Below are 24,342 nucleotides of genomic sequence, written 5' to 3' on the forward strand. Positions count from 1 at the left end.
GCGTCACAATGGCGAAACGGCCCCAGTCGACACTGGGGTCATGACCACACACCTGCATATCACCCTCATCACCGAAACCTTCCCGCCGGAAATCAATGGCGTGGCCAATACCCTGGGCCGCCTGTGCGACGGCTTGCGCGCCCGCGGGCATCAGGTGGAATTGATACGGCCTCGTCAGGCTGGCGACCAGCGCCAGGCCAGTGACGAGCAACTGATGCTGTGCCGGGGCTGGCCGCTACCGGGGTATCCGGGCCTGCAGTGGGGCCAGGCTTCGATGCACAAGCTGCTGCGGCGCTGGAAACGTCATCGTCCGGACGTGCTGTACATCGCCACGGAAGGGCCGCTGGGTTTATCGGCGTTGCGGGCGGCGCGGCGCCTGGGCATATCGGTGGTCAGTGGCTTCCACACCAACTTCCAGCAATACACCCAGCAGTATGGCCTCGAGTTATTGAGTCGCGCCCTCACCCATTACCTGCGTTGGTTCCACAACCGTTCCAACCTGACCCTGGTGCCGAGCCTCAGTCAGCGCATGGAGCTGGAACGCCGGCATTTCGAGCGCGTGGCGCTGTTGTCCCGCGGTGTGGACAGCCAACTGTTCCACCCGATCAAACGCTCGACAACCCTGCGTGAGGCCTGGGGCTTGGGCGACGACGATATTGCGCTGATCCATGTCGGGCGTCTGGCGCCGGAAAAGAACCTGAACTTGCTCAAACGCAGTTTCAAAACACTGTGTAGCGCTTTCCCGGAGCGGCGGCTGAAACTGGTGGTGGTCGGTGACGGTCCACAACGGGCCGCGCTGCAACAGGAACTGCCCGACGCAATTTTTTGTGGGGCCCAGCGTGGCGAGTCGTTGGCCAGCCATTATGCGTCCGGGGATGTATTCCTCTTTCCGAGCCTGACCGAAACCTTCGGCAATGTCGTGCTGGAAGCACTGGCATCCGGGTTAGGTGTGGTGGCCTACGATCAGGCCGCCGCGGCACAACACATCCGTCATGGTCATAACGGCGTGCTGGCCATGCCGGGGGATGAAGAGGCGTTCTGCGACGCGGCCCGGTGGCTGCTGGAGGAGCGTGAAACCTTGCGTTGCGTGCGCCTTAATGCGCGCCAACATGCCAGCCGCCAGGGCTGGGCATCGGTGATCGAGCAGTTCGAAACGCAGTTGCGTGGGGTTTGTCAGATCGAGTCATCGTTGCCCCAGGTGGTGTCGCCGCGCTGAAAAGCGTCGCGGGCAAGCCTTGCTCCCACAGAGTTATCAGTCGCTCACAAATAGTGTGCTCACTGAAGATACTGTGGGAGCAAGGCTTGCCCGCGATGAGGCCCTACAAAGCGCCGCTTAAACCAGCGTCATCAACGCCTCACGGCTGAACGGCAAGATCTCCTGCTCCCGCCCTTCACGCACTTTTTGCGCCCAATCCGGGTCCACCAGCAGCGCACGCCCCACCGCCACCAGGTCGAACTCATCATTATTCAGGCGCTCCAGCAGTTTCTCCAGACTGGCCGGCTGCGCGACTTTGTCGGTGTTGACCATAAATTGCAGGAACTCGCCATCCAGACCAACGCTGCCGACGGTGATGGTTGGCTTGCCGGTGAGGGTGCGAGTCCAGCCCGCCAGGTTCAGCTCGGAACCTTCGAATTCAGGTTCCCAGAAGCGACGTGTCGAGCAGTGGAAAATATCCACGCCAGCTTCGGCCAACGGCTTGAGGAATTCGCCCAGGGCTTCTGGCGTTTGCACCAGGCGCGCGGTGTAATCCTGCTGCTTCCATTGGGAAAAACGGAAGATGATCGGGAACCCTTCGCCCACCGCGGCACGCACGGCGCGGATCAGTTCGATGGCGAAGCGCGAACGGTTGGCCAGACTTCCACCGTAACCGTCGGTGCGCGGGTTGCTGCCCTCCCAGAAGAACTGGTCCACCAGGTAGCCATGGGCGCCGTGGATCTCCACGCCATCCATGCCGATGCTCTGGGCGTCTTTCGCCGCCTGGGCGAACGCTGCGATGACTTCGTCGATATCCGCTTGGGTCATGCCGTGAACCACGACCTGGCCATCCTTGAGTTTTTCCGACGGGCCATAGCCCGGCACGCTGGCGTCCGGCTCGGTCCCCAATTTCCGCACGTTACCGACATGCCAGAGCTGCGGGACGATCTTGCCGCCTTCGGCATGCACTGCATCAACCACTTGCTTCCAGCCGGCCAGCGCGGCATCGCCGTAAAAATGTGGCACGTTCGGATAACCGTTGGAGGCCTTGTGCCCGACGGTCGTGCCTTCGGTGATGATCAGACCGACGCCGGCCGCCGCGCGACGGCGGTAATACTCCACGACCTTGGCGTTCGGCACGCCGCCTGGGGAAAAGGAGCGAGTCATCGGCGCCATCACTACCCGGGTCGGCAGCTCCATTGCACCGAGATGGAAGGGTTTGAACAAGGCTTTTACAGGCATGGGACACTCCACGGAAACAGGGACGCTGGTCGAATATGACAGCGATAATATGGACCGTGGAGAACGATGGATAGCACTATTGATTTGAATGATTAAGGATCAAAAGGAAGGCCAGAAGAGTGTGTCCACACACAATACCTGTGGCGAGGGAGCTTGCTCCCGCTGGGCTGCGTAGCGGCCCCGTTTTTTTGCGGTCGCTACGCAACCGAGCGGGAGCAAGCTCCCTCGCCACAGGGTGTGGTGGTTGCTCCAGAGGTTCAGCCCAAGGCTTTTTCGATAGCCTGGATCACGGCCGGATCATCCGGCGTCGTGCGCGGCGAGAAACGCGCCAGCACCCGACCGTCCTTGCCCAGCAGGAATTTCTCGAAGTTCCAAGTGATGTCCCCGGGAAACTCGGCCCCCTCGCCCGCCAGCAGTCGGTACAACTGATGACGGTCAGGTCCGTTCACCTCCAGCTTGCTGGACAACGGGAACGTCACACCATAGTTGAGGCTGCAGAAATCCTGGATTTCCTGTTCCGTCCCCGGCTCTTGTCCGGCGAACTGGTTGCAAGGCAGGCCCAGCACACAGAAACCCTTGGCCTTGTATTGCTGATAGAGGTTTTCCAACGCCGCGTACTGAGGTGTCAGGCCACATTTGGAGGCGACATTGACCACCAGCACGACTTGCCCCTTGAACGGCGCCAGATCAAGTTCCTGACCATCCAGGGCTTTAAGTTTAAGGTCGTGAAAAGCACTCATGACGAACTCCAGGTTTGCGGATCTTTTCGAACAGCCATGGGGCGATGCTAGCAGCAACCGACTAAAAAGGCGCCGTAAGGCGCCTTTCCAGTTCACTTGAGCGTAGCGCAGAAATCAGTGGTGATGACCACCTTCGCCATGGACGTGACCATGAGCGATTTCTTCCTGGCTGGCTTCACGAATGTCGACAATCTTGACCTGGAAGTTCAAGCGCTGACCGGCCAACGGGTGGTTGCCGTCAACGGTGACGTCATCGCCTTCCAGGTCGCGGATGGTGACGATCTGCATCTGGCCATCGGGCGCCGAAGCGTGGAACTGCATGCCTACTTCCAGCTCATCCACGCCCTCGAACATGCTGCGGCTCAGGGTGCTGACCAGCTCGGCGGAGTATTCGCCATAAGCATCTTCCGGCTCAACGGTAACGTTCAGCTCGTCACCGGAAGTTTTGCCTTCCAGGGCTTTTTCCAGCCCCTGGATGATGTTGCCTGCGCCATGCAGGTAGACCAGCGGAGCGCCGCCGGCAGAGCTGTCGATGACCTCACCAGCGTCGTTGGTCAGGGTATAGTCGATGGAGACAGCCTTATTGGCGGCGATCAGCATGGGGCGAGACCTTTTGCATAAGAATGAAGAACGGACAAGTCTAAACAAGGATTTGCCCGAAAGCGAACGGAACCCGGACAAACGGCCCTGCTCGAACAGACCAACGGTCACAGGTTTTCATCAGGACGAGGACGGGCACTGGGTGGCCGAGCTGTCCTGCGGCCATACCCAGCACCTGCGCCACCAGCCACCGTGGCAATCCCGTAGCTGGGTGCTGGACCCTGTCCAACGTACTGAAAAAATTGGCCAGCCCTTTGACTGCGGCTGGTGCGCACAGGCCCCGGTTAGCGATAACCTTGGCGCCTGAATTGACGGTAGACGGCAGTTATAGCCTCGCCTTTGCCATGCTCCTTTAGAGAATCCGCATGCAAACTTTTTTTATCGCGCCCACCGATTTTGGTGTGGGTCTGACCTCCATCAGCCTCGGGCTGGTGCGCACACTCGAACGGGCCGGGCTGAAAGTCGGCTTTTTCAAACCCATCGCCCAGCCCCACCCCGGCGATACCGGGCCGGAACGCTCCACCGAACTGGTGGCCCGCACCCATGGCCTCAAGCCGCCACAGCCCCTGGGCCTGGCACACGTCGAACGCATGCTGGGCGACGGCCAGCTCGATGAGCTGCTGGAAGAAATCATCACCCTCTACCAGCAGGCCGCCATCGGCAAGGACGTGCTGGTCGTCGAGGGCATGGTCCCGACCCGCAATGCCAGCTATGCCGCGCGGGTCAACCTGCACCTGGCCAAGAGCCTGGACGCCGAGGTCATCCTGGTGTCGGCGCCGGAGAACGAAGTGCTGACCGAGCTTTCCGGTCGCGTCGAGCTGCAGGCGCAACTGTTCGGCGGGCCCAAAGACCCGAAAGTCCTCGGCGTGATCCTGAACAAAGTCCGTACCGACGAAAGCATGGAGGCCTTCTCCGCGCGGCTCAAGGAGCACTCGCCGCTGTTGCGCAGCGGCGATTTCCGCCTGCTGGGCTGCATCCCGTTCCGCCCCGAACTCAACGCCCCACGCACCCGCGACGTGGCCGACCTGATGGGCGCGCAGGTGCTCAATGCCGGCGATTACGAAACCCGGCGCATGAGCAACATCATCATTTGCGCCCGCACCATGCGCAATACCGTGGAGCTGCTCAAGCCCGGCGTGCTGGTGGTGACCCCCGGCGATCGCGACGACATCATCCTGGCCGTGAGCCTGGCAGCCCTCAACGGCGTACCGTTGGCCGGCCTGCTGCTGACCAGCGACACCCTGCCTGACCCGCGCATCATGGACCTGTGTCGAGGCGCCTTGCAGGCGGGGCTTCCGGTGCTCTCGGTCAGTACCGGGTCTTACGACACAGCGAACCTGCTCAATGGCCTGAACAAGGAAATTCCAATCGACGACCGCGAACGTGCGGAGATCATTACCGATTTTGTCGCCAGCCACCTGGACGCCAAATGGCTGCACCAGCGTTGTGGTACGCCACGGGAAATGCGGTTGTCGCCGGCTGTGTTCCGCTATCAATTGATCCAGCGCGCCCAGGCCGCCGACAAACGCATCGTGCTGCCCGAGGGTAGTGAACCGCTGACCGTCCAGGCCGCTGCCATTTGTCAGGCCCGTGGCATCGCTCGCTGCGTGCTGCTGGCCAAACCGGCGGACGTCGAGGCAGTGGCTCGTGCCCAGGGCATCGAACTGCCGCCGGGGCTGGAGATTCTCGACCCGGATTCGATTCGCGAGCGTTACGTCGAACCGATGGTGCGGCTGCGCAAGAGCAAAAGCCTGAACGCGCCGATGGCCGAGCAGCAACTGGAAGACACCGTGGTGATTGGCACCATGATGCTGGCGCTCGATGAGGTCGACGGACTGGTGTCGGGTGTTATCCACTCCACCGCCAACACCATCCGCCCGGCCTTGCAACTGATCAAGACCGCCCCAGGCTGCTCGCTGGTGTCTTCGGTGTTTTTCATGCTGTTCCCCGAAGAAGTGCTGGTCTATGGCGACTGTGTGATGAACCCGCATCCTAGCGCCGCGGAACTGGCGGAGATTGCCCTGCAAAGCGCCGACTCGGCTGCCGCGTTCGGTATCACACCGCGGGTGGCAATGCTCAGCTATTCCAGCGGCGAGTCGGCCAGCGGCGAAGAGGTGGAGAAAGTCCGCGAAGCCACCCTGCTGGCCCACGAAGCGCAACACGGCTTGTTGATCGACGGGCCGCTGCAATACGACGCCGCTGCCAACGAAACCGTCGCCCGGCAATTGGCGCCCAATAGCCAGGTGGCCGGCCGGGCGACGGTGTTCATTTTCCCGGACCTGAACACCGGCAACACCACCCACAAGGCCGTGCAACGCAGCGCCGATTGCGTCAGCCTCGGGCCCATGCTGCAAGGCCTGCGCAAACCGGTGAACGACTTGCCCCGCGGCGCTCAGGTCGACGACATCGTGTACACCATCGCCCTGACCGCGATCCAGGCCGCCAACCGACCCATGGATATTTAAATGCTGGATTTCCTGCCTGCTCCCGTGCGCGGCGTCATTGCCTCGCTGCTGTTGGCGTTGAACACCATCGCCTGCTGCACACCGCTGTTCATCGTGGCAATCTTCAAGCTGTTGCTGCCCTTCCCCGCCGCCCAGCGTTTCACCGACTGGCTGATGAGCCACATCCATGAAGCCTGGATCAGCAACAACAAGGCCTGGATGAACCTGCTGCGCCGCACCCGCTGGCACCTTAGCGGCCTGGAAGGCCTGGACTACCAGCATTCGTACCTGATCACCAGCAACCACCAGAGTTGGGTCGACATCATGGTATTGCAGTACGTGCTGAACCGGCGCATTCGTCCATTGAAGTTCTTTCTCAAGCAGGAACTGATCTGGGTGCCGGTGATCGGCCTGGCCTGGTGGGCCCTGGGGTTCCCGTTCATGAAGCGCTACTCCAAGGCTTACCTGGAGAAATACCCGGAGAAGAAAGGCAAGGACCTGGAAACCACCCGCAAGACCTGTGCGAAATTTCGCAACAACCCCGTGGGCATATTCAACTTCGTCGAAGGCACGCGCTTCACCGAAGGCAAGCATGCCCAGCAACAGTCACCGTTTCGCTACCTGCTCAAGCCCAAGGCCGGGGGCATTGCGTTTGTGCTCGATGCGATGGGCGAACAGCTGGAGTCGATCATCAACGTGACCATCCACTATCCGGGCGGCCGACCGGGGTACTGGGATTTGCTCTGCGGCAAGGTTGACGAAGTGGTGGTGCATTTTCAGGAGTTGAAAATCCCGCCGCAGTTCATCGGCAGGAACTACGATCAGGACGGCGCGTATCGCCTGGAGTTCCAGGGCTGGATCAACCAGCTGTGGCAGGACAAGGACGCGTTGCTTGAGCAGATGCATCGCGAGTATCCCTGTAATTCTTGAGGTGTCTGTACTGGCCTCATCGCGAGCAAGCTCGGCTCCCACAGGGATTGATGCGAACTGCATTTCCATGTTCACCAACAATCCCTGTGGGAGCCGAGTTTGCTCGCGATGGCGTCCTTCCAGACAACAAAAAGCCCGCAGATGATCACTCATCTGCGGGCTTTTTCTTGTCGCTTGAAGCTAGAAGCTTGCAGCGGCGTTCCTTAGATCGCCCCACGCTTGCGCAGCAGATCCAGCACCTGCTTGACGCTCTCTTCCAACGACAGCGACTGGGTGTCGATCACCAGATCGGCGTCCAGCGGCACGTCATACGGGAAAGACTCGCCGGGGATGTTGTCGCCGGCAGCAGCGTACAGGCCTTGCGGATCACGCTGGGCGCAGACGATTGGCGAGGCCTGGACATAGACCGTCAGCAGACGTTCCTTGCCGATCAGGTCTTTGGCCTGTTCGCGCCCTTCTGCATTCGGCGCGACGAACGCGGCGAGGGTCAGCAGCCCGGCTTCGTTGAACTGGCGGGCGACATGAGCCGCACGGCGCCAGTTTTCGGTACGCCCGGCACGGTCCTGCGGCAAGCCTTTGTTCAGGTCATGACGCAGGTTCTGGCCATCAAGCACGAAGACCGCACGGCCCAGGTCGAACAGCTTACGTTCCACCGCATAGGCCAGCGTGCTTTTGCCAGCGCCCGACAACCCGCTGAACAGCACCGTGGCCGGTTGCTGGCCGAAACGCTGGGCGCGCTCTTCAACCGACACATGGGCCAGTTTGCCATGATGGGTACTGTGGCCGTGGGTCAAAGGCTGGGCCACGATCATGCCGGCGCCCACGGTGCCATTGGTCAGGCGATCGATGATGATGAACGCGCCGGTGGTGCGGTTGCTCTCGTAACCATCCAGGGCGATCGGTGCATCCAGGGCGATCTTCACCTTGCCGATTTCATTGAGTTGCAACGCGCTGGCCGGCCCTTCTTCCAAAGTGTTCACGTCGACCTTGTTGACGATGCTGGCAATCGAGCCCGGCACGTAACTGGTGGCGCGCTTGATGTCGTATTTCTTGCCCGGCAGCATCGGTTCCTCGGCCATCCACACCAGCATCGCTTCGAAGCTGTCGGTGACCGGCGGCACGCTGTCGGCATGCACCAGCAGGTCGCCACGGGAAATGTCGATCTCGTCTTCCATGGTCAGCGTCACCGCCTGGCCAGGGCCGGCGTGTTCCAGTTCGCCTTCGAAGGTGACGATGGATTTAACGCGGCTGCTCTTGCCCGAAGGCAGCACCACCACTTCGTCACCCTTGTGCACGATGCCGCTGGCCAGGGTGCCGGCGAAACCGCGGAAGTTCAGGTTCGGACGATTGACGTACTGCACCGGGAAACGCAGGTCGGTGAAGTTACGGTCACCCGCCACTTCCACGGTCTCGAGGATTTCCATCAGCGACTGGCCGGTGTACCACGGCGAGCGCTCGGACTTGTTCACCACGTTGTCGCCCTTGAGGGCCGACATCGGCACGAAGTGCATGCTGGTGGGCTTCATCTTCAAGCCTTCGGCGAACTTCAGGTAGTCGGCCTTGATCGACTCGAACACGCCCTGGTCGAAGTCCTTGAGGTCCATCTTGTTGATGGCCACGACGATATGCTTGATGCCCAGCAACGAAGCGATGAAGCTGTGGCGACGGGTCTGGGTCTGCACGCCGTAGCGGGCATCCACCAGAATGATCGCCAGGTCACAGGTGGAAGCACCGGTGGCCATGTTGCGGGTGTACTGCTCATGGCCGGGGGTGTCGGCGATGATGAATTTGCGCTTGGCCGTGGAGAAATAGCGGTACGCGACATCGATGGTGATGCCTTGCTCGCGCTCGGCCTGCAGGCCGTCGACCAGCAACGCCAGGTCGATGTCATCACCGGTGGTGCCGACTTTCTTCGAATCGCGGGTGATGGCTTCCAGGTGATCTTCGTAGATCATCTTGGAGTCGTGCAGCAAGCGCCCGATCAGGGTGCTCTTGCCGTCGTCGACGTTACCGCAGGTCAAAAAACGCAGCAGCTCTTTGCGCTCGTGCTGGCCCAGGTAAGCGAGGATGTCCTCGCTGATCAAATCAGATTGGTGGCTCATTGTATTCAAGCTCCGAGCTGTAAGCTTCAAGCGGCAAGCTTGTAGGCGTACAGCTAGTCAGAAATTTTGTTGATCAAGCCGCAGAGCATTTTTGAGAGCTCGCGAGTTTCTGCAATCCAGTTATCAGCCAGCGGCTGGGCGATGTAAGCAATGTCGCTGCCGATGAGGATTTGTGTTCGTAACTCTCCACAAGAAGCCTTCGCGATCCAAAGAAAACGTACCTTTTCTTTGGCGCTGCGACGCTCCATTCCCTCAGCAATATTGGAGGGCACCGAAAGTGCTGAGCGGGTGACTTGGTCCTTGAAACCAAGATCCCTGCATTGGGCAAACTCCCGGTAGATTTCCACCGCCAGACACTTGCTTCTCTGCCAAACAACCAACTTCTCGAAATCCATTACGAGTCACTCAATCGCGGCTCGCAACAACCGGCTGCAAGCACCAAGCTGCAAAATTACGCATACCGCCTTTAACTTGCAGCTTGCTGCTTGTAACTCGAAGCTTAAAAGTACCCTTGACGTTTCTTATCTTCCATCGAGCCTGCGCCATCGTGGTCGATGACCCGGCCCTGGCGCTCGGAAGTTCGCGTCAGGAGCATTTCCTGAATGATGTCCGTCAGGCTTTCGGCCTCGGACTCCACCGCGCCCGTCAACGGGTAGCAGCCGAGGGTACGGAAACGCACTTTCTTTTTGACGATACGGGCTTTGTCTTCATCGGACAGGTGCTCGAGGATGCGCTCGTCGTCGATCATGATCAGCGTGCCGTTCTTCTCGATCACTTCACGCTCGGCGGCGAAGTACAGCGGCACGATCGGGATGCCTTCGAGGTAGATGTATTGCCAGATGTCCAATTCGGTCCAGTTCGACAGCGGGAATACCCGGATCGACTCGCCCTTGTTGACCTTGCCGTTATAGACGTTCCACAGCTCCGGGCGCTGGTTCTTCGGATCCCAGCGGTGCTTGCTGTCGCGGAACGAGTACACGCGCTCCTTGGCGCGGGACTTCTCTTCATCGCGGCGGGCACCACCAAAAGCGGCGTCGAAACCGTGCTTATCCAAAGCCTGTTTCAGGCCTTCGGTCTTCATGATGTCGGTGTGCTTGGCGCTACCGTGAGTAAACGGGTTGATGCCTTGCGCCACGCCGTCCGGGTTCACGTGAGTGATCAGGTCCAGGCCCAGTTCTTCAACCATGCGGTCGCGGAACTTGTACATTTCCTGGAATTTCCAGCGGGTGTCGACATGCATCACCGGAAACGGCAGCTTGCCGGGGAAGAACGCCTTGCGTGCCAGGTGCAGCATCACGGCGGAGTCTTTACCGATGGAGTACAGCATCACCGGGTTATCGAACTCGGCGGCCACCTCGCGGATGATGTGGATGCTTTCCGCCTCCAGCTGTTTCAGATGCGTCAGTTTGTCGACCATGGCTACTCACGAAAACTTTCTTATGAACGGCCAGCGGGCCGTGTTCGAGCGGGGAATCCTAGCACAGCAACCTCTTCTAATCAGGGCGCCAACTAGATCGAAACAGCATATGGATATGCCCGGGGGTTCGGGCCTTGCGCTGGCCTCTGTGGGAGCCTCTGTGGGAGCAAAGCTTGCTCGCGATGACGTCGGCACATCCAACACCGCTATCGCGAGCAAGCTTTGCTCCCACAGGCCCCTTCCCACATTCAGTTCAGCGTTTGTCAGATCGGATTCGGGCAATCAATGAAGATGTGTTCCAAGGCAAAGCGCCGCGCCAGGTAATCGCCCAGCGCCTGCACACCGTAGCGTTCGGTCGCATGGTGCCCGGCGGCGATGAAGCTGATGCCGTTTTCCCGGGCGCTGTGGAAGGTCTGCTCGGATGCTTCGCCGCTGAGGTACAGATCAACCCCAGCCAGCACTGCCTGATCGATGTAGCCCTGGCCCCCGCCGGTGCACCAGCCGACCCGGCGGATCATCTGCTCGCCTTCGATCAGCAAGGGCTCGCGGCCCATGACTTCCTGCACTTTACGGGCGAAGTCGCGAGGCGTCATCGGTTCGGACAAGGAGCCGACCAAGCCGACGACCTTGGGATTGTCCGGGTCCAGCGGCCCCTCGACGGTAATGTCCAACTGGCGGGCCAATTGCACGTTATTGCCCACTTCGGCATGCAAATCCAGCGGCAAGTGATAGGCCAGCAGGCTGATGTCGTGCTTGAGCAGGGTTTTGAGGCGACGCTGCTTCATGCCGGTGACGCACGGATTTTCGCCTTTCCAGAAATACCCGTGATGCACCAGCACCAGATCAGCGTCAGCCTCCACTGCAGCATCGAGCAACGCCTGGCTGGCGGTCACGCCGCTGACAATGCGCGTCACCTGAGGGGCACCTTCGACCTGCAAGCCGTTGGGGCAGTAATCGGCAATCCTGGCGGCGGCCAGATAACGATCCGCTTCTTCTACCAGGGTGTTCAGGGCTACGGCCATGAAAAGACTCCTAAATATCCCGTTCAGAGGCGCGCGTGGCCTCGTATAATGCGCGACATTATGGGCGGTCTCACTCCGCCTGCAACCTTTGTAGGACGTGCTTAATGCTCAAGGCGCTGCGTTTTTCCGGCTGGCCTCTGTTGGCCGGCGTGCTTGTCGCTCTACTGATTATCCAGCGTTATCCGGAGTGGGTCGGCCTGCCGAGCCTGGACGTCAACCTGCAGCAAGCGCCACAAACCAAGGCGCTGCAGCAGGGCCCGGTGTCTTATGCTGACGCCGTGACGATCGCCGCACCGGCCGTGGTCAATCTGTACACCACCAAGGTCGTCAACAAATCCAACCATCCACTGTTCGAAGACCCGCAGTTCCGGCGCTTCTTCGGTGACAACTCACCCAAGCAGAAACGCATGGAGTCGAGCCTGGGGTCGGGCGTGATCATGAGCCCCGAAGGTTATATCCTGACCAACAACCACGTCACCAGCGGCGCCGACCAGATCGTGGTGGCCCTCAAGGATGGTCGCGAAACCCTGGCCCGGGTGATCGGCAGCGACCCGGAAACCGACCTCGCGGTGCTGAAAATCGACCTGAAGAACATGCCGGCCATCACCATCGGACGTTCGGACAGCATCCGCATTGGCGATGTCGCCCTGGCCATCGGCAACCCCTTCGGCGTCGGCCAGACCGTGACCATGGGGATCATCAGCGCCACCGGACGTAATCAGCTGGGCCTGAACAATTATGAAGACTTCATCCAGACCGATGCCGCAATCAACCCCGGTAACTCCGGCGGCGCGCTGGTGGATGCCAACGGAAACCTTACCGGAATCAACACCGCAATCTTCTCCAAATCCGGCGGCAGCCAGGGCATCGGTTTTGCGATTCCGGTAAAACTGGCGATGGAAGTGATGAAGTCCATCATCGAACATGGCCAGGTGATTCGTGGCTGGCTGGGTATTGAAGTCCAGCCGCTGTCCCAGGAACTGGCGGAGTCCTTCGGCCTGTCCGGGCGCCCCGGGATCGTGGTAGCAGGCATATTCCGCGATGGCCCGGCCCAGAAGGCCGGCCTGCAACTGGGCGATGTGATCCTGAGCATCGACGGCGAACCGGCCGGCGACGGTCGCCGCTCGATGAACCAGGTGGCGCGGATCAAGCCTACCGACAAAGTCACCATCCAGGTGATGCGCAACGGCAAGGAGCTCAAGCTCACCGCTGAAATCGGCTTGCGCCCACCGCCGGCACCGGTGGTGCTCAAGGAAGAAGAGTAGCTGCGCGATAGGAATGGCCTTGCATGCCAAGAGTCCCCTGTGGCGAGGGAGCTTGCTCCCGCTGGGCTGCGAAGCGGCCCCAACAGAATTGAATGCGATCAGTCTGATGTTTTCAGGTGACAGTTTTTGGGGCTGCTGCGCAACCCAGCGGGAGCAAGCTCCCTCGCCACAAAAAACCGTGTTCGCCTCGGTAATTTTAGTCAATCAGAAATAGCATAAATTCTCATTAGTAGTGTTATATTGTTTCAATACTAAAAATTGGAACAACATAACATGTCATCTCTAAAACGGATTTCCCTCGCCAGCCTGGCCTTGGGTCTGCTGGGTGACCCGGTAATCGCCGAGGAAATCCAGCCGATGGAACTGGACGCCATCAACGTCTCCGCCGATTACCAATCCCCTACCGGTCCCGTAACGGGCTATCGCGCCACCCGTTCTGCCAGCGCCACCAAAACCGACACCGCCCTGCGCGACATCCCGCAATCGATCAGCGTGATTCCCGCCAGCGTCCTCAAGGACCTGGGCAGCACCAACGTTGAACGGGCCCTGGAATATGCTGGCGGCGTGTCCAAGCAAAACAACTTCGGTGGCCTGACGCTCTACGAATACAGCGTGCGCGGCTTCACGACTTCGGAGTTCTACAAGGACGGCTTCAGCGCTAACCGCGGTTATCCGAGCACGCCGGACGCGGCCAACATCGAGCGCATCGAGGTGCTCAAAGGCCCGGCGGCCAGCCTTTACGGGCGCGGAGACCCCGGCGGCACCGTGAACATTGTCACCAAGAAACCCCAGCCCGAAGCCTTCACCACCCTGCAAACCAGCGCCGGTAGCTGGGATCGCTACCGCACCGCGCTGGACATCAACACGCCTCTGGACGCTGAGGGCAACCTGCTGTCGCGGGTCAACCTGGCGGTCGAGGACAACAATAGTTTTCGCGATCACGTCGACAGCAAGCGCGTCTTCGTCGCGCCTTCCATCAGTTGGCAGTTGAACCCCGACACGCGGTTGCTGGTGGAAAGCGAAATCGTGCGCCACAGCTCGACGTTCGACCGTGGCATCGTCGCCCCGAACAATCGCTGGAGCGGCGTTTCCCGCTCGACCTTCTTGGGCGAACCCAACGACGGCGACATCGACAACCACAACAACATGCTCCAGGCCGCCCTCGAACATCAGCTCAACGACGCCTGGCAACTGCGCCTGGCCAGCCATTACAAACAGGGCGAGCTCTGGGGTTTCGCCTCAGAAGCACGGCCCCTGAACGCCGACGGCCGTACGGTGAACCGTCGCTACCGCGAGCGCGACAACAATTGGCACGACAGCATTACCCAGCTTGAATTACGCGGGCTGCTCGACCTCGGTCCTTGGCAGCACGAACTGTTGATCGGTACCGAATACGAGGACTATCGCAAGAACGAGCGCGTGACCACGATCAACGGCGGCACTTACCCCATCGACATCTATCAGCCGGTCTACGGCCAGCCGAAACCTGATGGTCAACGTACCGGCACCGATTTTTTCGAGCGTGTGAAAAGCCGTGCGCTGAACCTTCAGGACCAGATCGTCTTCACCGACAAACTGCGGGGCATGCTCGGCGTGCGTTATGAGCATTTCGAGCAGAGCATTGACGACCACACCACGCAGCTTACCAGCCGCCAGCGTCATGACACCTTCACGCAACGGGCCGGCCTGCTGTACCAACTGACACCCGAGGTCGGACTGTTCGCCAACGCCTCCACCTCGTTCAAGCCCAACAATGGCCTGGATGCTGGGGGCAAAACCTTCGATCCGGAGGAAGGCGTTGGCTATGAAGTGGGGATCAAGAGCGAGCTGTTCGACAACCGTCTGAGCACCACCCTGGCGGCGTTTCATATAGAGAAGGAAAACGTCCTGGCGCTTGACCCGGCGACTGACTCCAGCCGTGCCATGGGCAAGGCCCGCAGCCAGGGGTTCGACCTGCAGGTCACCGGGCAGGTAACTGACGCCATCCGGGTGATCGGCGCCTTCGCCTACATCGATGCCGAAGTGACCAAGGGTGACGAAACCATTCCCACCGGCAGCCGGATCCTTGGCGTGGCCAAGCACAGCGGCAGCCTGCTCGGCGTCTACGAATTCCAGGACGGGCACCTGCGTGGTTCCGACGTGGGTGCCGCATTCACATACGTCGGGGATCGCTCGGGCGAGGCCGGCAAAGACTTCGAACTGCCGGCCTACCACACCGTGGATCTGCTGGCCCATTACAAGGCCAGCGACAACGTCACCGTGGGCCTGAACCTGAACAACGTCTTCGACGAAAAATACTACGAGCGCTCGTACAGCAACTACTGGGTCAGCCCCGGCGAGCCACGCAACTTTACCGTCAGCCTCACCCTTGATCTGTAAAAAGGAAAATCAATGAAATACCCCAAGACCTTCGCCCTTCTCAGCCTGTTCCTGGCCACACAAGCCTCGGCCCATGGCCTGTGGACCGAACAACGGCGCGGCAACATCGAAGTGATCTACGGCCACGGCGCCGAGGACAATGCCTTTAAGGCGCAGAAAATCAGCGGTGCGTGGGCCTATGACCTGGGCGGCAAGATGATCCCGGTCACCGTCGAACGCTTGCCCGACCATGCTCGCCTGCAACCTCTCAAGCCACCCGCCGTGATGGCCGTGGAACTGGACAACGGCATGTGGTCCCAGACCGCTGACAAGAAATGGATCAACGAAGGCCGCAGCAAGGTGCCCGGGGCGATTGAATCGACCCACACCTTCAAGTACAGCCTGGCGATCTACGAGCCGGGGGCGAAGTTGCCAAAGCTCGATCAGGTCAAGTTCCTGATCCTGCCGGAAGTCGACCCGCTGACCGTAGGCCCGGGCCAGTCACTGCCGGTACGGGTGCTGCTGGACGGTAAACCGGCGGCCGGGGTGAAGCTGGTGGGTGATTACCGCAGCGCACCGGACACTGTATCAGCAGAAACCGACGCCGAAGGCCGGGCCAAGGTGCTGGTGCGTAACGAAGGGTTGAATGTGATCGCCGCGCAGATGGAAATCGCGCTCAAGGACAACAAGGACGTGGCAACGCGCGGGGTGTTTACTTCGCTGACCTTCCTTGGTGAAGAGCATCACGAGTAACCCAGACTAATAGACACATTAATCAGTCGGAAAGATTGACCTGTGGGAAAGTTTGACCTGTGGGAAAGTTTGACCTGTGGGAAAGTTTGACCTGTGGGAGCAAGGCTTGCCCGCGATAGCGGTAGTTCAGTCAACATTTAAGTTGACTGGCACTGCACCATCGCGGACAAGCCTTGCTCCCACAGGGATTTTCACCGGGCTTTTAGATCTCACCCAGGGCTTCGATCAGCGCCTGGTTCTGCTCCGGCGTGCCGATGCTGATCCGCAGGAATTGGGCAATCCGCTCCTGCTTGAAGTGCCGCACAATCACGCCTTGCTCGCGCAATTTCGCCGCCAGCCCTGCCGCATCGTGACGGGGGTGACGGGCGAAGATGAAGTTGGCCGCCGAAGGCAACACTTCAAAGCCCTTGGCCTGCAATTGCGCCACTACCCATTCACGGTGCTCGATGACCAACCGGCAGGTCTGCTCGAAATACTCCCGATCGTCGAACGCCGCCGCGCCGCCGACATTCGCCAGCCGATCCAGCGGGTAGGAGTTGAAGCTGTTCTTGATCCGCTCCAGTGCTTCGATCAGATCCGGATGGCCCACCGCCAGGCCCACCCGCAACCCTGCCAATGAGCGGGACTTGGACAAGGTCTGGGTGACCAGCAGGTTCGGATAGCGGTCCACCAGGCTGATGGCTGTCTCGCCACCGAAGTCGATATAGGCTTCATCGACCACCACCACCGAGTCCGGGTTGGCCTTGAGGATCTGCTCGACCGCTTCCAGTACCAGCAGGCAGCCGGTGGGAGCGTTCGGGTTGGGGAAGATGATCCCCCCGTTTGGCTTGGCATAGTCCGCCGGATCGATCTGGAACTGCGCGTCCAGCGGCACCGCATCGAACTTGATGCCGTACAGCCCGCAGTACACCGGATAAAAGCTATAGCTGATGTCCGGGAACAACAGCGGCTGATCGTGTTGCAACAGCCCGTGGAAAATGTGCGCCAGCACTTCGTCCGAACCGTTGCCCAAGAACACTTGATTGCCCTGCACACCGTAATAGCGGGCCACGGCGTTCTTCAGCAGATCGCTGTTGGGATCCGGGTACAGGCGCAGGTTGTCGTTCAGCTCGGTTTGCATCGCCGCCAGGGCCTTGGGCGACGGGCCGTAGGGATTTTCGTTGGTGTTGAGCTTGACCAGTCGGGTCAGCTTCGGCTGTTCGCCCGGCACGTAAGGCACCAGGTTCTTGACGAACGGGCTCCAGAATTTACTCATTTCAGTTTCCCTGCCCTTCAATGGAGCGCTCATCAACAATGCGGTACTCGGCACTGCGGGCGTGGGCGCTCAGCGACTCGCCACGGGCCAGCACCGAAGCGGTCTTGCCCAGTTCGGACGCACCTTGTTCGGAGCAGAAGATGATCGACGAACGTTTCTGGAAGTCATACACCCCCAGTGGCGATGAGAAACGCGCCGTACCGGAAGTCGGCAACACATGGTTGGGACCTGCACAGTAGTCACCCAGGGCTTCGCTGGTGTGGCGCCCCATGAAGATCGCACCGGCGTGGCGGATCTGCGGCAACCAGGCCTGCGGATCTGCGACCGACAGTTCCAGGTGCTCAGGCGCGATGCGGTTGGCGACCTCAATGGCCTGATCCATGTCTTTGACCTTGATCAGCGCGCCGCGGCCGTTGATCGAGGTGGTGATGATCTCGGCGCGGTCCATGGTCGGCAGCAGCTTGTCGATGCTGGCGGCAACCTTGTCGAGGAACTCCGCATCCGGGCTGACCAGGATCGCCTGGGCGTCTTCGTCGTGCTCGGCCTGGGAAAACAGGTCCATGGCGATCCAGTCCGGGTCGGTCTGGCCGTCACACACCACCAGGATCTCCGACGGGCCGGCGATCATATCGATACCGACCTGGCCGAACACGTGGCGCTTGGCGGTGGCGACATAGATGTTGCCCGGGCCGACCACCTTGTCGACCCGCGGCACGCTCTCGGTGCCATAGGCCAACGCGGCCACGGCCTGGGCGCCACCGATGGTGAACACCCGATCCACCCCGGCGATGCAGGCGGCAGCCAGCACCAGTTCATTGATTTCGCCGCGCGGGGTCGGCACCACCATGACCACTTCGGTCACGCCGGCGACCTTGGCCGGAATCGCGTTCATCAGCACCGAGGATGGATACGACGCCTTGCCACCCGGCACGTACAGGCCGGCGCGGTCCAGCGGCGTGACCTTCTGGCCCAGCACCGTGCCATCGGCTTCGGTGTAGGTCCAGGAGTCCTGTTTCTGTTTTTCGTGATAGCTGCGCACCCGGGATGCGGCTTTTTCCAAGGCTTCGCGCTGCGGCACGGTGATCCGGGTCAGGGCCAGTTCGAGACGCTCGCGCGGCAGGATCAGATCAGCCATGGACGCCACCTGCAGGCCGTCGAATTTCTGGGTGAACTCCACCAGCGCCTCATCACCACGCTCGCGCACGGCCTTGATGATGTCCAGCACCCGCTCGTTGACCGAGTCGTCAGACACACTTTCCCAGCTCAGCAGATGATCCAGATGATGTGCAAAATCCGGGTCGGCAGCGTTGAGTCGGCGAATCGAAGTGGGAGCGGTCATAGCGAGGGCCTCATTAATGGCAAATGCTCAGGCGCCCTAAGCTACCAGTCCATTCGCGTGGGCACCTGAGAAAATTGGCTATGACACGGATAGACGGGCGCGACTCAAGGTCGCGCAGGTGAATCAGCCGCGGTGTCGCGATTCCACTGCCTTGCGCAGGGTATCGATCAGAGCCTGGATACGGGCGTGCTGCATTTTCATCGAAGCCTTGTTGACGATCAGCCGGGAGGTGATGTCGGCGATGAAATCCTGGGGTTCCAGGCCATTGGCCCGCAGGGTGTTGCCGGTGTCGACCACGTCGATGATCTTGTCCGCCAGGCCGATCAACGGCGCCAGCTCCATCGAACCGTACAACTTGATGATATCGACCTGACGGCCCTGCTCGGCGTAATAACGCTTGGCAATGTTGACGAACTTGGTCGCCACCCGCAAACGCCCCTTGGGCTCTGGCGCGCCGACTTTACCGGCGGTCATCAGTTTGCAGCGGGCGATCCGCAGGTCCAGGGGCTCGTACAGGCCCTGGCCGCCGTATTCCATCAGCACGTCCTTGCCCGCAACGCCCAGGTCGGCGGCGCCATGCTCAACGTAAGTCGGAACATCGGTGGCGCGCACGATCAGCAAGCGTACATCGGCTTGAGTCGTGGGGATGATCAGCTTGCGGCTCTTGTCCGGATTCTCGGTCGGCACGATGCCCGCTTCAGCCAGAAGCGGCAAGGTGTCGTCAAGGATGCGGCCCTTGGACAGTGCAATGGTCAACATGGGAAACGTCAGTCCTTATCAAGGTACTCATGCCCGGTCGCAAGCGGCGCCGGACACACATCGAGGGTGTTACCACCCTCGACCTGAAACGAAATCAACAGGCGCGTCCCTGCGCCCATGCAGCCGGACCTAGCCCGGTACGCGGCGGATCTTGGCGCCGAGCATCTGCAGCTTCTCTTCGATGCACTCATAACCACGGTCGATGTGGTAGATGCGATCGATCAGGGTGTCGCCTTCGGCGACCAGAGCCGAAATCACCAGGCTGGCCGAGGCCCGCAGGTCGGTGGCCATCACGGGGGCACCCTTGAGCTTCTCGGTACCGGTCACAATGGCGGTGTTGCCTTCGACCTGGATCTTGGCGCCCATGCGGTGCAGTTCGTAGACGTGCATGAAACGGTTTTCGAAGATCGTCTCGATCACCGCACCGGTGCCTTCGGCAATGGCGTTGAGGGAGATGAACTGCGCCTGCATGTCGGTCGGGAACGCCGGGTACGGAGCGGTACGCACGTTGACGGCTTTGGGCCGCTTGCCGTGCATGTTCACTTCGATCCAGTCTTCGCCGCAGGTGACTTCGGCACCGGCTTCCTTGAGTTTCTCCAGGACGGCTTCAAGAATGGTCGGATCGGTGTCCTTGACCTTGACGCGGCCACCGGTGACCGCAGCAGCCACCAGGTAGGTGCCAGTTTCGATCCGGTCCGGCATCACTTTATAAGTGGCCGAATGCAGGCGCTCGACGCCATCGATGGTGATGGTATCGGTGCCGGCACCGCTGATCTTGGCGCCCATGGCGATCAGGAAGTTCGCAAGGTCTACCACTTCAGGCTCACGGGCGGCGTTTTGCAGCACGCTACGACCCTTGGCCAGTGCCGCGGCCATCATGATGTTCTCGGTGCCGGTCACGCTGACGGTATCGAAGAAGAAGTGCGCGCCACGCAGGCCGCCTTCAGGTGCCTTGGCCTTGATGTAGCCGCCTTCGACATCGATGATCGCACCCATGGCTTCCAGGCCACGGATGTGCAGGTCCACCGGACGCGAGCCAATGGCACAACCGCCAGGCAATGCGACTTCGGCTTCACCGAAACGGGCCACCATCGGCCCCAGTACCAGGATCGACGCACGCATGGTTTTCACCAGCTCGTAGGGAGCGATCAGGGTCTTGATGGTGCGCGGGTCGATTTCGACGCTGAGCTTCTCGTCGATTACCGGTTCAATGCCCATGCGTCCGAACAGCTCGATCATCGTGGTGATGTCGTGCAGGTGCGGCAGGTTCGCCACGGTCACCGGGCCATCGCACAGCAACGTCGCGGCCAGGATCGGCAGGGCGGAGTTCTTTGCCCCGGAGATACGGATTTCGCCATCAAGACGAACGCCGCCGGTAATAATCAGTTTATCCATAAGAATCTCGACGCCCTTGGGCTCAGGTGCGCTCGGCCCAAGCCGCGCTGCTGAAAAATTTCATAGTGACCGCATGGATGCTGCCATCGGCGATCCACGGGTTCAAATGGGCATAGATGCTCTGCTGACGCTTGACTGGGCTTAACAGCGCCAGTTCATCGCTAATCACGTTCAGCTGAAAGTTGCAGCCTTCGCCCTCAACTTCAATGACAGTTCCGGGCAGCTTTCCTTCAAGGAAGCTCTTCACTTCTACGGCCTGCATGCTCAACCTCTATCGGCGCCCTGTGCGCACGGGTCGCACATCATACAAAAAAGCCCCGCGCCTGCGAACCCCGCGAAGCAGGACTCTGACGGGGGGGCTTTTTCAGGGATGTGGGTCAGGGGTGCACCAACAGCTCGGTCAGTTCGCTGACCTGGGCTATTTCGCGCATGTCTTCGGGCATCCCACGGATGCTCCAGGTTTTTCCGGCAGCCTTGGCGTCACGCATGAAGCACAGCAGCAGCGACAGACCGACACTGCTGGATTTCTGCACCGCCGAGCAATCAATGACCAACTCGGCGGTACCGGCGGACCTGATCAGCGCCTGGCCCTGCTTGCGCAAGGCCGGGCCGGTGCGGTAATCCAGCACGCCACTGAGCAATAGCTCGCCGGATTCGCCCAGACGAACGTGCGACTCGCTCATTGCTCCTGCTTCTCTTTGCCTTCTTCGGTCACGTCCTTCGCCTTGGCGACTTCACCGGCCCAATTGTCGATGGTCTTGTCCAGGTCATTGCCATTGCGCTGCATCGCGTCGGCGAACTGATCGCGGAACAACTTGCCGATGTTGATGCCGTTGATGATCACGTTGCGTACCTTCCACTCGCCGTTGATTTTCTCGAGTGTGTAGGACACAGGGTAGACCGCGCCGTTATTGCCCTTGACCTGCATGTCAACGCTGGTGCGGTTACCGCTTTCGTCCTTGGCCGGCGAAACAGTGATGCCCTGGTTGTTGTATTCGAGCAAGGCGTTGCCATAGAACTGCATCAGGCTGCGCTTGAAGTTTTCCTGGAAGCGGGTCATCTGCGCAGGGGTTGCCTTGCGCGAGTACTTGACGGTCATGATGCTTCGGGAGATACCGTCGGCGTCCACCACGGGGCCGACGATGCCGTTCAGCGCATCATAGAATGCACCCGGATCCTGCTTGTATTGCTCTTTGTTGGCGGCCAGGTCGGCCAGCAACCGGGTGGTAGTGTCCTGGATGATTTCGTGGGCCGAAGGCGCGGCCACGGCGCTAGCCATCAGCGGCAGCGCCGCGAGCAGCACCAACAGGCTACGTCGCAAGATAGAGATCATTCAAAAGCTCCTCATTTGGCGTCTTTGCTAACGGTATTGAGCAGGAATTTACCGATAAGGTCCTCAAGCACCAGGGACGACTGCGTATCGTGGATGGTCCCGCCATCCTTGAGCAGGGCTTCTTCCCCGCCGACGCTGATACCAATGTACTTCTCGCCCAGCAGCCCAGCCGTGAGGATGGACGCAGTGGAGTCAGTCGGCAGGTTATCCACGCGCTTTTCCAGCTGCAGCGTCACCCGACCGGTGAAACTGTCGCGGTCCAGATCGATTGCCGTGACCTTGCCGATGGTTACACCAGCCATGGTCACCTTGGCTCTGACCGTCAAACCGGCGATATTGTCAAAATAAGCATAAAGTTTATAAGTATCGGTGCTCGCGGTCGGCGCCAGGCCACTGACCCGCAGGGCCAAGAGCAGCAAAGCCAGGATGCCAGCCAGCAAGAAAAGGCCGACACCGATTTCCAGGGTGCGGTTTTGCATCAGAAATCTCCAAACATCAAGGCGGTCAGAATAAAGTCAAGGCCCAGGACCGCCAGCGAGGCGTACACCACGGTCTTGGTTGTGGCTCGGCTGATCCCCTCTGACGTGGGCTCACAGTCATAGCCTTGAAACACGGCGATCCAGGTCACCACGAAAGCGAATACGGCACTTTTGATGACGCCGTTGAGCACGTCGTCGAGGAAGTCGACGCTGTTCTGCATGTTGGACCAGTAGGAACCTTCGTAGACCCCCAGCCAGTCGACGGCCACCCAAGAGCCGCCCCAGATCCCCACGACGCTGAAGATTATCGCCAGCACCGGCAGGGAAATGAAGCCGGCCCACAGGCGCGGGGCAATAATGTATTTAAGCGGGTCGACACCGATCATTTCCAGACTGGACAATTGCTCGGTGGACTTCATGTTGCCGATTTCAGCCGTCAGCGCCGAACCGGCGCGCCCGGCAAACAGCAGCGCAGTCACCACGGGGCCGAGCTCGCGCAACAGGGTCAGCGCAACCATCTGCCCGACAGCCTGCTCCGAGCCATAGCTGGACAGGATGCTGAAGCCCTGCAGCGCCAGTACCATGCCGATGAAGATCCCGGAGACCACGATGATCACCAGGGACATCACGCCTACCGAGTGCAACTGCTTCACCAGCAGACCAAAACCGCCGCCTGTCGAATTACGGCCAAACAGGGCGTGCATCAGAAACAGCGAGGAACGGCCCAGCACTGCCACCACATCGATGCCGGAACGACCGAACAGGCGAATTTTTTCTATCAGTGACTTCTTGCGCATCAGCGCTTCCCCAGCAGATCAGTACGGTAATCCGTGGCCGGAAAATGGAACGCCACAGGTCCGTCCGGATCACCCTTCATGAATTGACGAATGCGCGGGCTGTCCGAAGCCTTCAGCTCTTGGGGCGTGCCCTGCCCCAGCACCTGGCCATCGCCGAGGACATAGATGTAGTCCGCAATGCTCGCAGTTTCGGCCAGATCGTGGGACACCACGATGCTGGTGATGCCCAGCGCGTCGTTGAGCAGGCGGATCAGGCGCACCAGCACGCCCATGGCGATCGGGTCCTGGCCGACGAAGGGTTCGTCATACATGAGAATCTTCGGGTCCAGGGCAATCGCCCGGGCCAGCGCGACCCGGCGCTTCATGCCACCGGACAGCTCGTCCGGCATCAAATCGAGGGCGCCACGCAACCCGACCGCCTGCAATTTGAGCAGGACGATGTCGCGAATCATCTCTTCCGGCAGGTCGGTATGGACCCGCAACGGGAACGCCACATTCTCGAACACATCGAGATCAGTGAACAGCGCGCCACTCTGGAACAGCACGCCCATGTGTTTGCGCGCATCGAACAGATCACTGCGCGACAGCTTTGGAAGATTCTGCCCATTGACCCAGACTTCGCCGGCACTGGGGCGCAGCTGTGCGCCCATCAGCCGCAACAGCGTGGTCTTGCCGCACCCGGAAGGCCCCATGATGCCGGTTACCTTGCCGCGGGGAATGCGGATATCGATGTCATTGAAAATGCTGCGCGTCCCTCGCTTGAAGGACAGTCCCTTCAGCTCGACCGCGTAGGCGTTGTCGGCACTCATCTAAACTCCTTGCGATGCAGCCTCACATCCGAATGCCCTGGCCAATCGGCAAACGCCGTACTGCCGGGCACCCGAACCGGCGGCGAACTATATCACTGCAACAGCCAA

General features: G+C 60.4%; 24 protein-coding genes. 7 read left to right on the forward strand and 17 right to left on the reverse strand.

Going from position 1 to position 24,342, the window contains the following annotated elements; translation table 11 throughout:
• The first annotated feature begins 40 nt into the window (after positions 1-40).
• A complete protein-coding gene (locus MA884_RS21775; protein WP_256232456.1) occupies positions 41-1,216 on the forward strand; it encodes a glycosyltransferase family 1 protein in 1,176 nt (391 codons plus the stop codon).
• A gap of 117 nt (positions 1,217-1,333) precedes the next feature.
• Here the strand turns inward: MA884_RS21775 and MA884_RS21780 are convergent, their stop codons facing one another.
• The 3 genes from MA884_RS21780 to MA884_RS21790 all read right to left on the reverse strand — a co-directional run bounded on the left by MA884_RS21780 (position 1,334) and on the right by MA884_RS21790 (position 3,777).
• Positions 1,334-2,437: an NADH:flavin oxidoreductase gene (locus tag MA884_RS21780; protein WP_256232457.1), complete on the reverse strand. Its 1,104-nt coding sequence runs from the start codon at positions 2,435-2,437 to the stop codon at positions 1,334-1,336.
• A 257-nt stretch (positions 2,438-2,694) separates the two neighbouring features.
• The gene (locus MA884_RS21785) at positions 2,695-3,177 is read right to left on the reverse strand and encodes a glutathione peroxidase (protein WP_256232458.1); all 483 of its coding nucleotides are present in this window, start codon (positions 3,175-3,177) and stop codon (positions 2,695-2,697) included.
• 114 nt (positions 3,178-3,291) lie between these two features.
• Positions 3,292-3,777: a peptidylprolyl isomerase gene (locus MA884_RS21790; protein WP_256232459.1), complete on the reverse strand. Its 486-nt coding sequence runs from the start codon at positions 3,775-3,777 to the stop codon at positions 3,292-3,294.
• Between MA884_RS21790 and MA884_RS21795 the strand changes: the two genes are divergently transcribed.
• Genes MA884_RS21795 through MA884_RS21805 form a run of 3 tightly spaced genes read left to right on the forward strand, consistent with a single transcriptional unit; the run spans position 3,746 to position 7,151 of the window.
• Complete coding sequence (locus tag MA884_RS21795; RefSeq protein WP_092394906.1) at positions 3,746-4,084, forward strand: DUF3565 domain-containing protein; 339 nt, start codon at positions 3,746-3,748, stop codon at positions 4,082-4,084. The genes MA884_RS21790 and MA884_RS21795 overlap by 32 nt on opposite strands.
• A 58-nt stretch (positions 4,085-4,142) precedes the next feature.
• Entirely contained in the window at positions 4,143-6,242 is a 2,100-nt protein-coding gene (pta, locus tag MA884_RS21800) for a phosphate acetyltransferase (protein ID WP_256232460.1), read from the forward strand.
• Positions 6,243-7,151, forward strand: a complete 909-nt coding sequence (locus MA884_RS21805; protein WP_256232461.1) for an acyltransferase — start codon at positions 6,243-6,245, stop codon at positions 7,149-7,151.
• Between the two features lie 203 nt (positions 7,152-7,354).
• Here MA884_RS21805 and cysN read toward each other — a convergent pair whose 3' ends face one another.
• The 4 genes from cysN to MA884_RS21825 all read right to left on the reverse strand — a co-directional run bounded on the left by cysN (position 7,355) and on the right by MA884_RS21825 (position 11,692).
• Positions 7,355-9,253, reverse strand: a complete 1,899-nt coding sequence (gene cysN, locus MA884_RS21810; protein ID WP_256232462.1) for a sulfate adenylyltransferase subunit CysN — start codon at positions 9,251-9,253, stop codon at positions 7,355-7,357.
• 53 nt (positions 9,254-9,306) lie between these two features.
• Positions 9,307-9,648, reverse strand: coding sequence for a four helix bundle protein (locus MA884_RS21815; RefSeq protein ID WP_256232463.1), 342 nt, complete (start codon positions 9,646-9,648; stop codon positions 9,307-9,309).
• Positions 9,649-9,752: 104 nt separating this feature from the next.
• Positions 9,753-10,670: a sulfate adenylyltransferase subunit CysD gene (gene cysD, locus MA884_RS21820; protein WP_092394040.1), complete on the reverse strand. Its 918-nt coding sequence runs from the start codon at positions 10,668-10,670 to the stop codon at positions 9,753-9,755.
• 263 nt (positions 10,671-10,933) lie between these two features.
• Complete coding sequence (locus MA884_RS21825; protein ID WP_256232464.1) at positions 10,934-11,692, reverse strand: Nif3-like dinuclear metal center hexameric protein; 759 nt, start codon at positions 11,690-11,692, stop codon at positions 10,934-10,936.
• A 104-nt stretch (positions 11,693-11,796) separates the two neighbouring features.
• Here MA884_RS21825 and algW point away from each other — a divergent pair, with 104 nt between their 5' ends.
• The 3 genes from algW to MA884_RS21840 all read left to right on the forward strand — a co-directional run bounded on the left by algW (position 11,797) and on the right by MA884_RS21840 (position 16,068).
• Positions 11,797-12,957: a Do family serine endopeptidase AlgW gene (gene algW / locus MA884_RS21830; RefSeq protein ID WP_256232465.1), complete on the forward strand. Its 1,161-nt coding sequence runs from the start codon at positions 11,797-11,799 to the stop codon at positions 12,955-12,957.
• 273 nt (positions 12,958-13,230) lie between these two features.
• On the forward strand, positions 13,231-15,336 hold the full coding sequence (locus tag MA884_RS21835; RefSeq protein ID WP_256232466.1) for a TonB-dependent siderophore receptor: 2,106 nt from the start codon (positions 13,231-13,233) through the stop codon (positions 15,334-15,336).
• 12 nt (positions 15,337-15,348) lie between these two features.
• Positions 15,349-16,068, forward strand: coding sequence for a DUF4198 domain-containing protein (locus MA884_RS21840; protein WP_188250971.1), 720 nt, complete (start codon positions 15,349-15,351; stop codon positions 16,066-16,068).
• A gap of 202 nt (positions 16,069-16,270) precedes the next feature.
• Here MA884_RS21840 and hisC read toward each other — a convergent pair whose 3' ends face one another.
• The 10 genes from hisC to MA884_RS21890 all read right to left on the reverse strand — a co-directional run bounded on the left by hisC (position 16,271) and on the right by MA884_RS21890 (position 24,234).
• Positions 16,271-17,323 carry a histidinol-phosphate transaminase gene (gene hisC, locus MA884_RS21845; protein WP_256232467.1) on the reverse strand — a complete coding sequence of 351 codons (1,053 nt, stop codon included), beginning with the start codon at positions 17,321-17,323 and terminating at the stop codon, positions 16,271-16,273.
• A gap of 1 nt (position 17,324) precedes the next feature.
• Positions 17,325-18,662, reverse strand: coding sequence for a histidinol dehydrogenase (hisD, locus tag MA884_RS21850; RefSeq protein ID WP_256232468.1), 1,338 nt, complete (start codon positions 18,660-18,662; stop codon positions 17,325-17,327).
• Positions 18,663-18,785: 123 nt separating this feature from the next.
• Positions 18,786-19,421 (reverse strand): ATP phosphoribosyltransferase, encoded by a 636-nt coding sequence (gene hisG / locus MA884_RS21855; RefSeq protein ID WP_047228656.1) that lies wholly within the window; start codon positions 19,419-19,421, stop codon positions 18,786-18,788.
• A 129-nt stretch (positions 19,422-19,550) separates the two neighbouring features.
• Positions 19,551-20,816: a UDP-N-acetylglucosamine 1-carboxyvinyltransferase gene (gene murA, locus MA884_RS21860; protein WP_256232469.1), complete on the reverse strand. Its 1,266-nt coding sequence runs from the start codon at positions 20,814-20,816 to the stop codon at positions 19,551-19,553.
• A 22-nt stretch (positions 20,817-20,838) separates the two neighbouring features.
• Entirely contained in the window at positions 20,839-21,078 is a 240-nt protein-coding gene (locus MA884_RS21865) for a BolA family protein (RefSeq protein WP_256232470.1), read from the reverse strand.
• Positions 21,079-21,193: 115 nt separating this feature from the next.
• Complete coding sequence (locus MA884_RS21870; protein ID WP_256232471.1) at positions 21,194-21,499, reverse strand: lipid asymmetry maintenance protein MlaB; 306 nt, start codon at positions 21,497-21,499, stop codon at positions 21,194-21,196.
• Positions 21,496-22,149, reverse strand: a complete 654-nt coding sequence (locus MA884_RS21875) for a phospholipid-binding protein MlaC (RefSeq protein ID WP_256232472.1) — start codon at positions 22,147-22,149, stop codon at positions 21,496-21,498. Before MA884_RS21875 ends, MA884_RS21870 begins: the two co-directional genes overlap by 4 nt.
• An 11-nt stretch (positions 22,150-22,160) precedes the next feature.
• Positions 22,161-22,628, reverse strand: a complete 468-nt coding sequence (gene mlaD / locus MA884_RS21880) for an outer membrane lipid asymmetry maintenance protein MlaD (protein ID WP_047228660.1) — start codon at positions 22,626-22,628, stop codon at positions 22,161-22,163.
• Entirely contained in the window at positions 22,628-23,425 is a 798-nt protein-coding gene (mlaE, locus tag MA884_RS21885) for a lipid asymmetry maintenance ABC transporter permease subunit MlaE (protein ID WP_256232473.1), read from the reverse strand. The genes mlaD and mlaE overlap by 1 nt, the downstream gene beginning before the upstream one ends.
• The gene (locus MA884_RS21890; RefSeq protein ID WP_256232474.1) at positions 23,425-24,234 is read right to left on the reverse strand and encodes an ATP-binding cassette domain-containing protein; all 810 of its coding nucleotides are present in this window, start codon (positions 24,232-24,234) and stop codon (positions 23,425-23,427) included. Before MA884_RS21890 ends, mlaE begins: the two co-directional genes overlap by 1 nt.
• Positions 24,235-24,342: the final 108 nt, after the last annotated feature.

The sequence above is a fragment of the Pseudomonas sp. Q11 genome (genome assembly GCF_024494355.1).
In the GTDB taxonomy this organism is placed as follows: domain Bacteria; phylum Pseudomonadota; class Gammaproteobacteria; order Pseudomonadales; family Pseudomonadaceae; genus Aquipseudomonas; species Aquipseudomonas hefeiensis.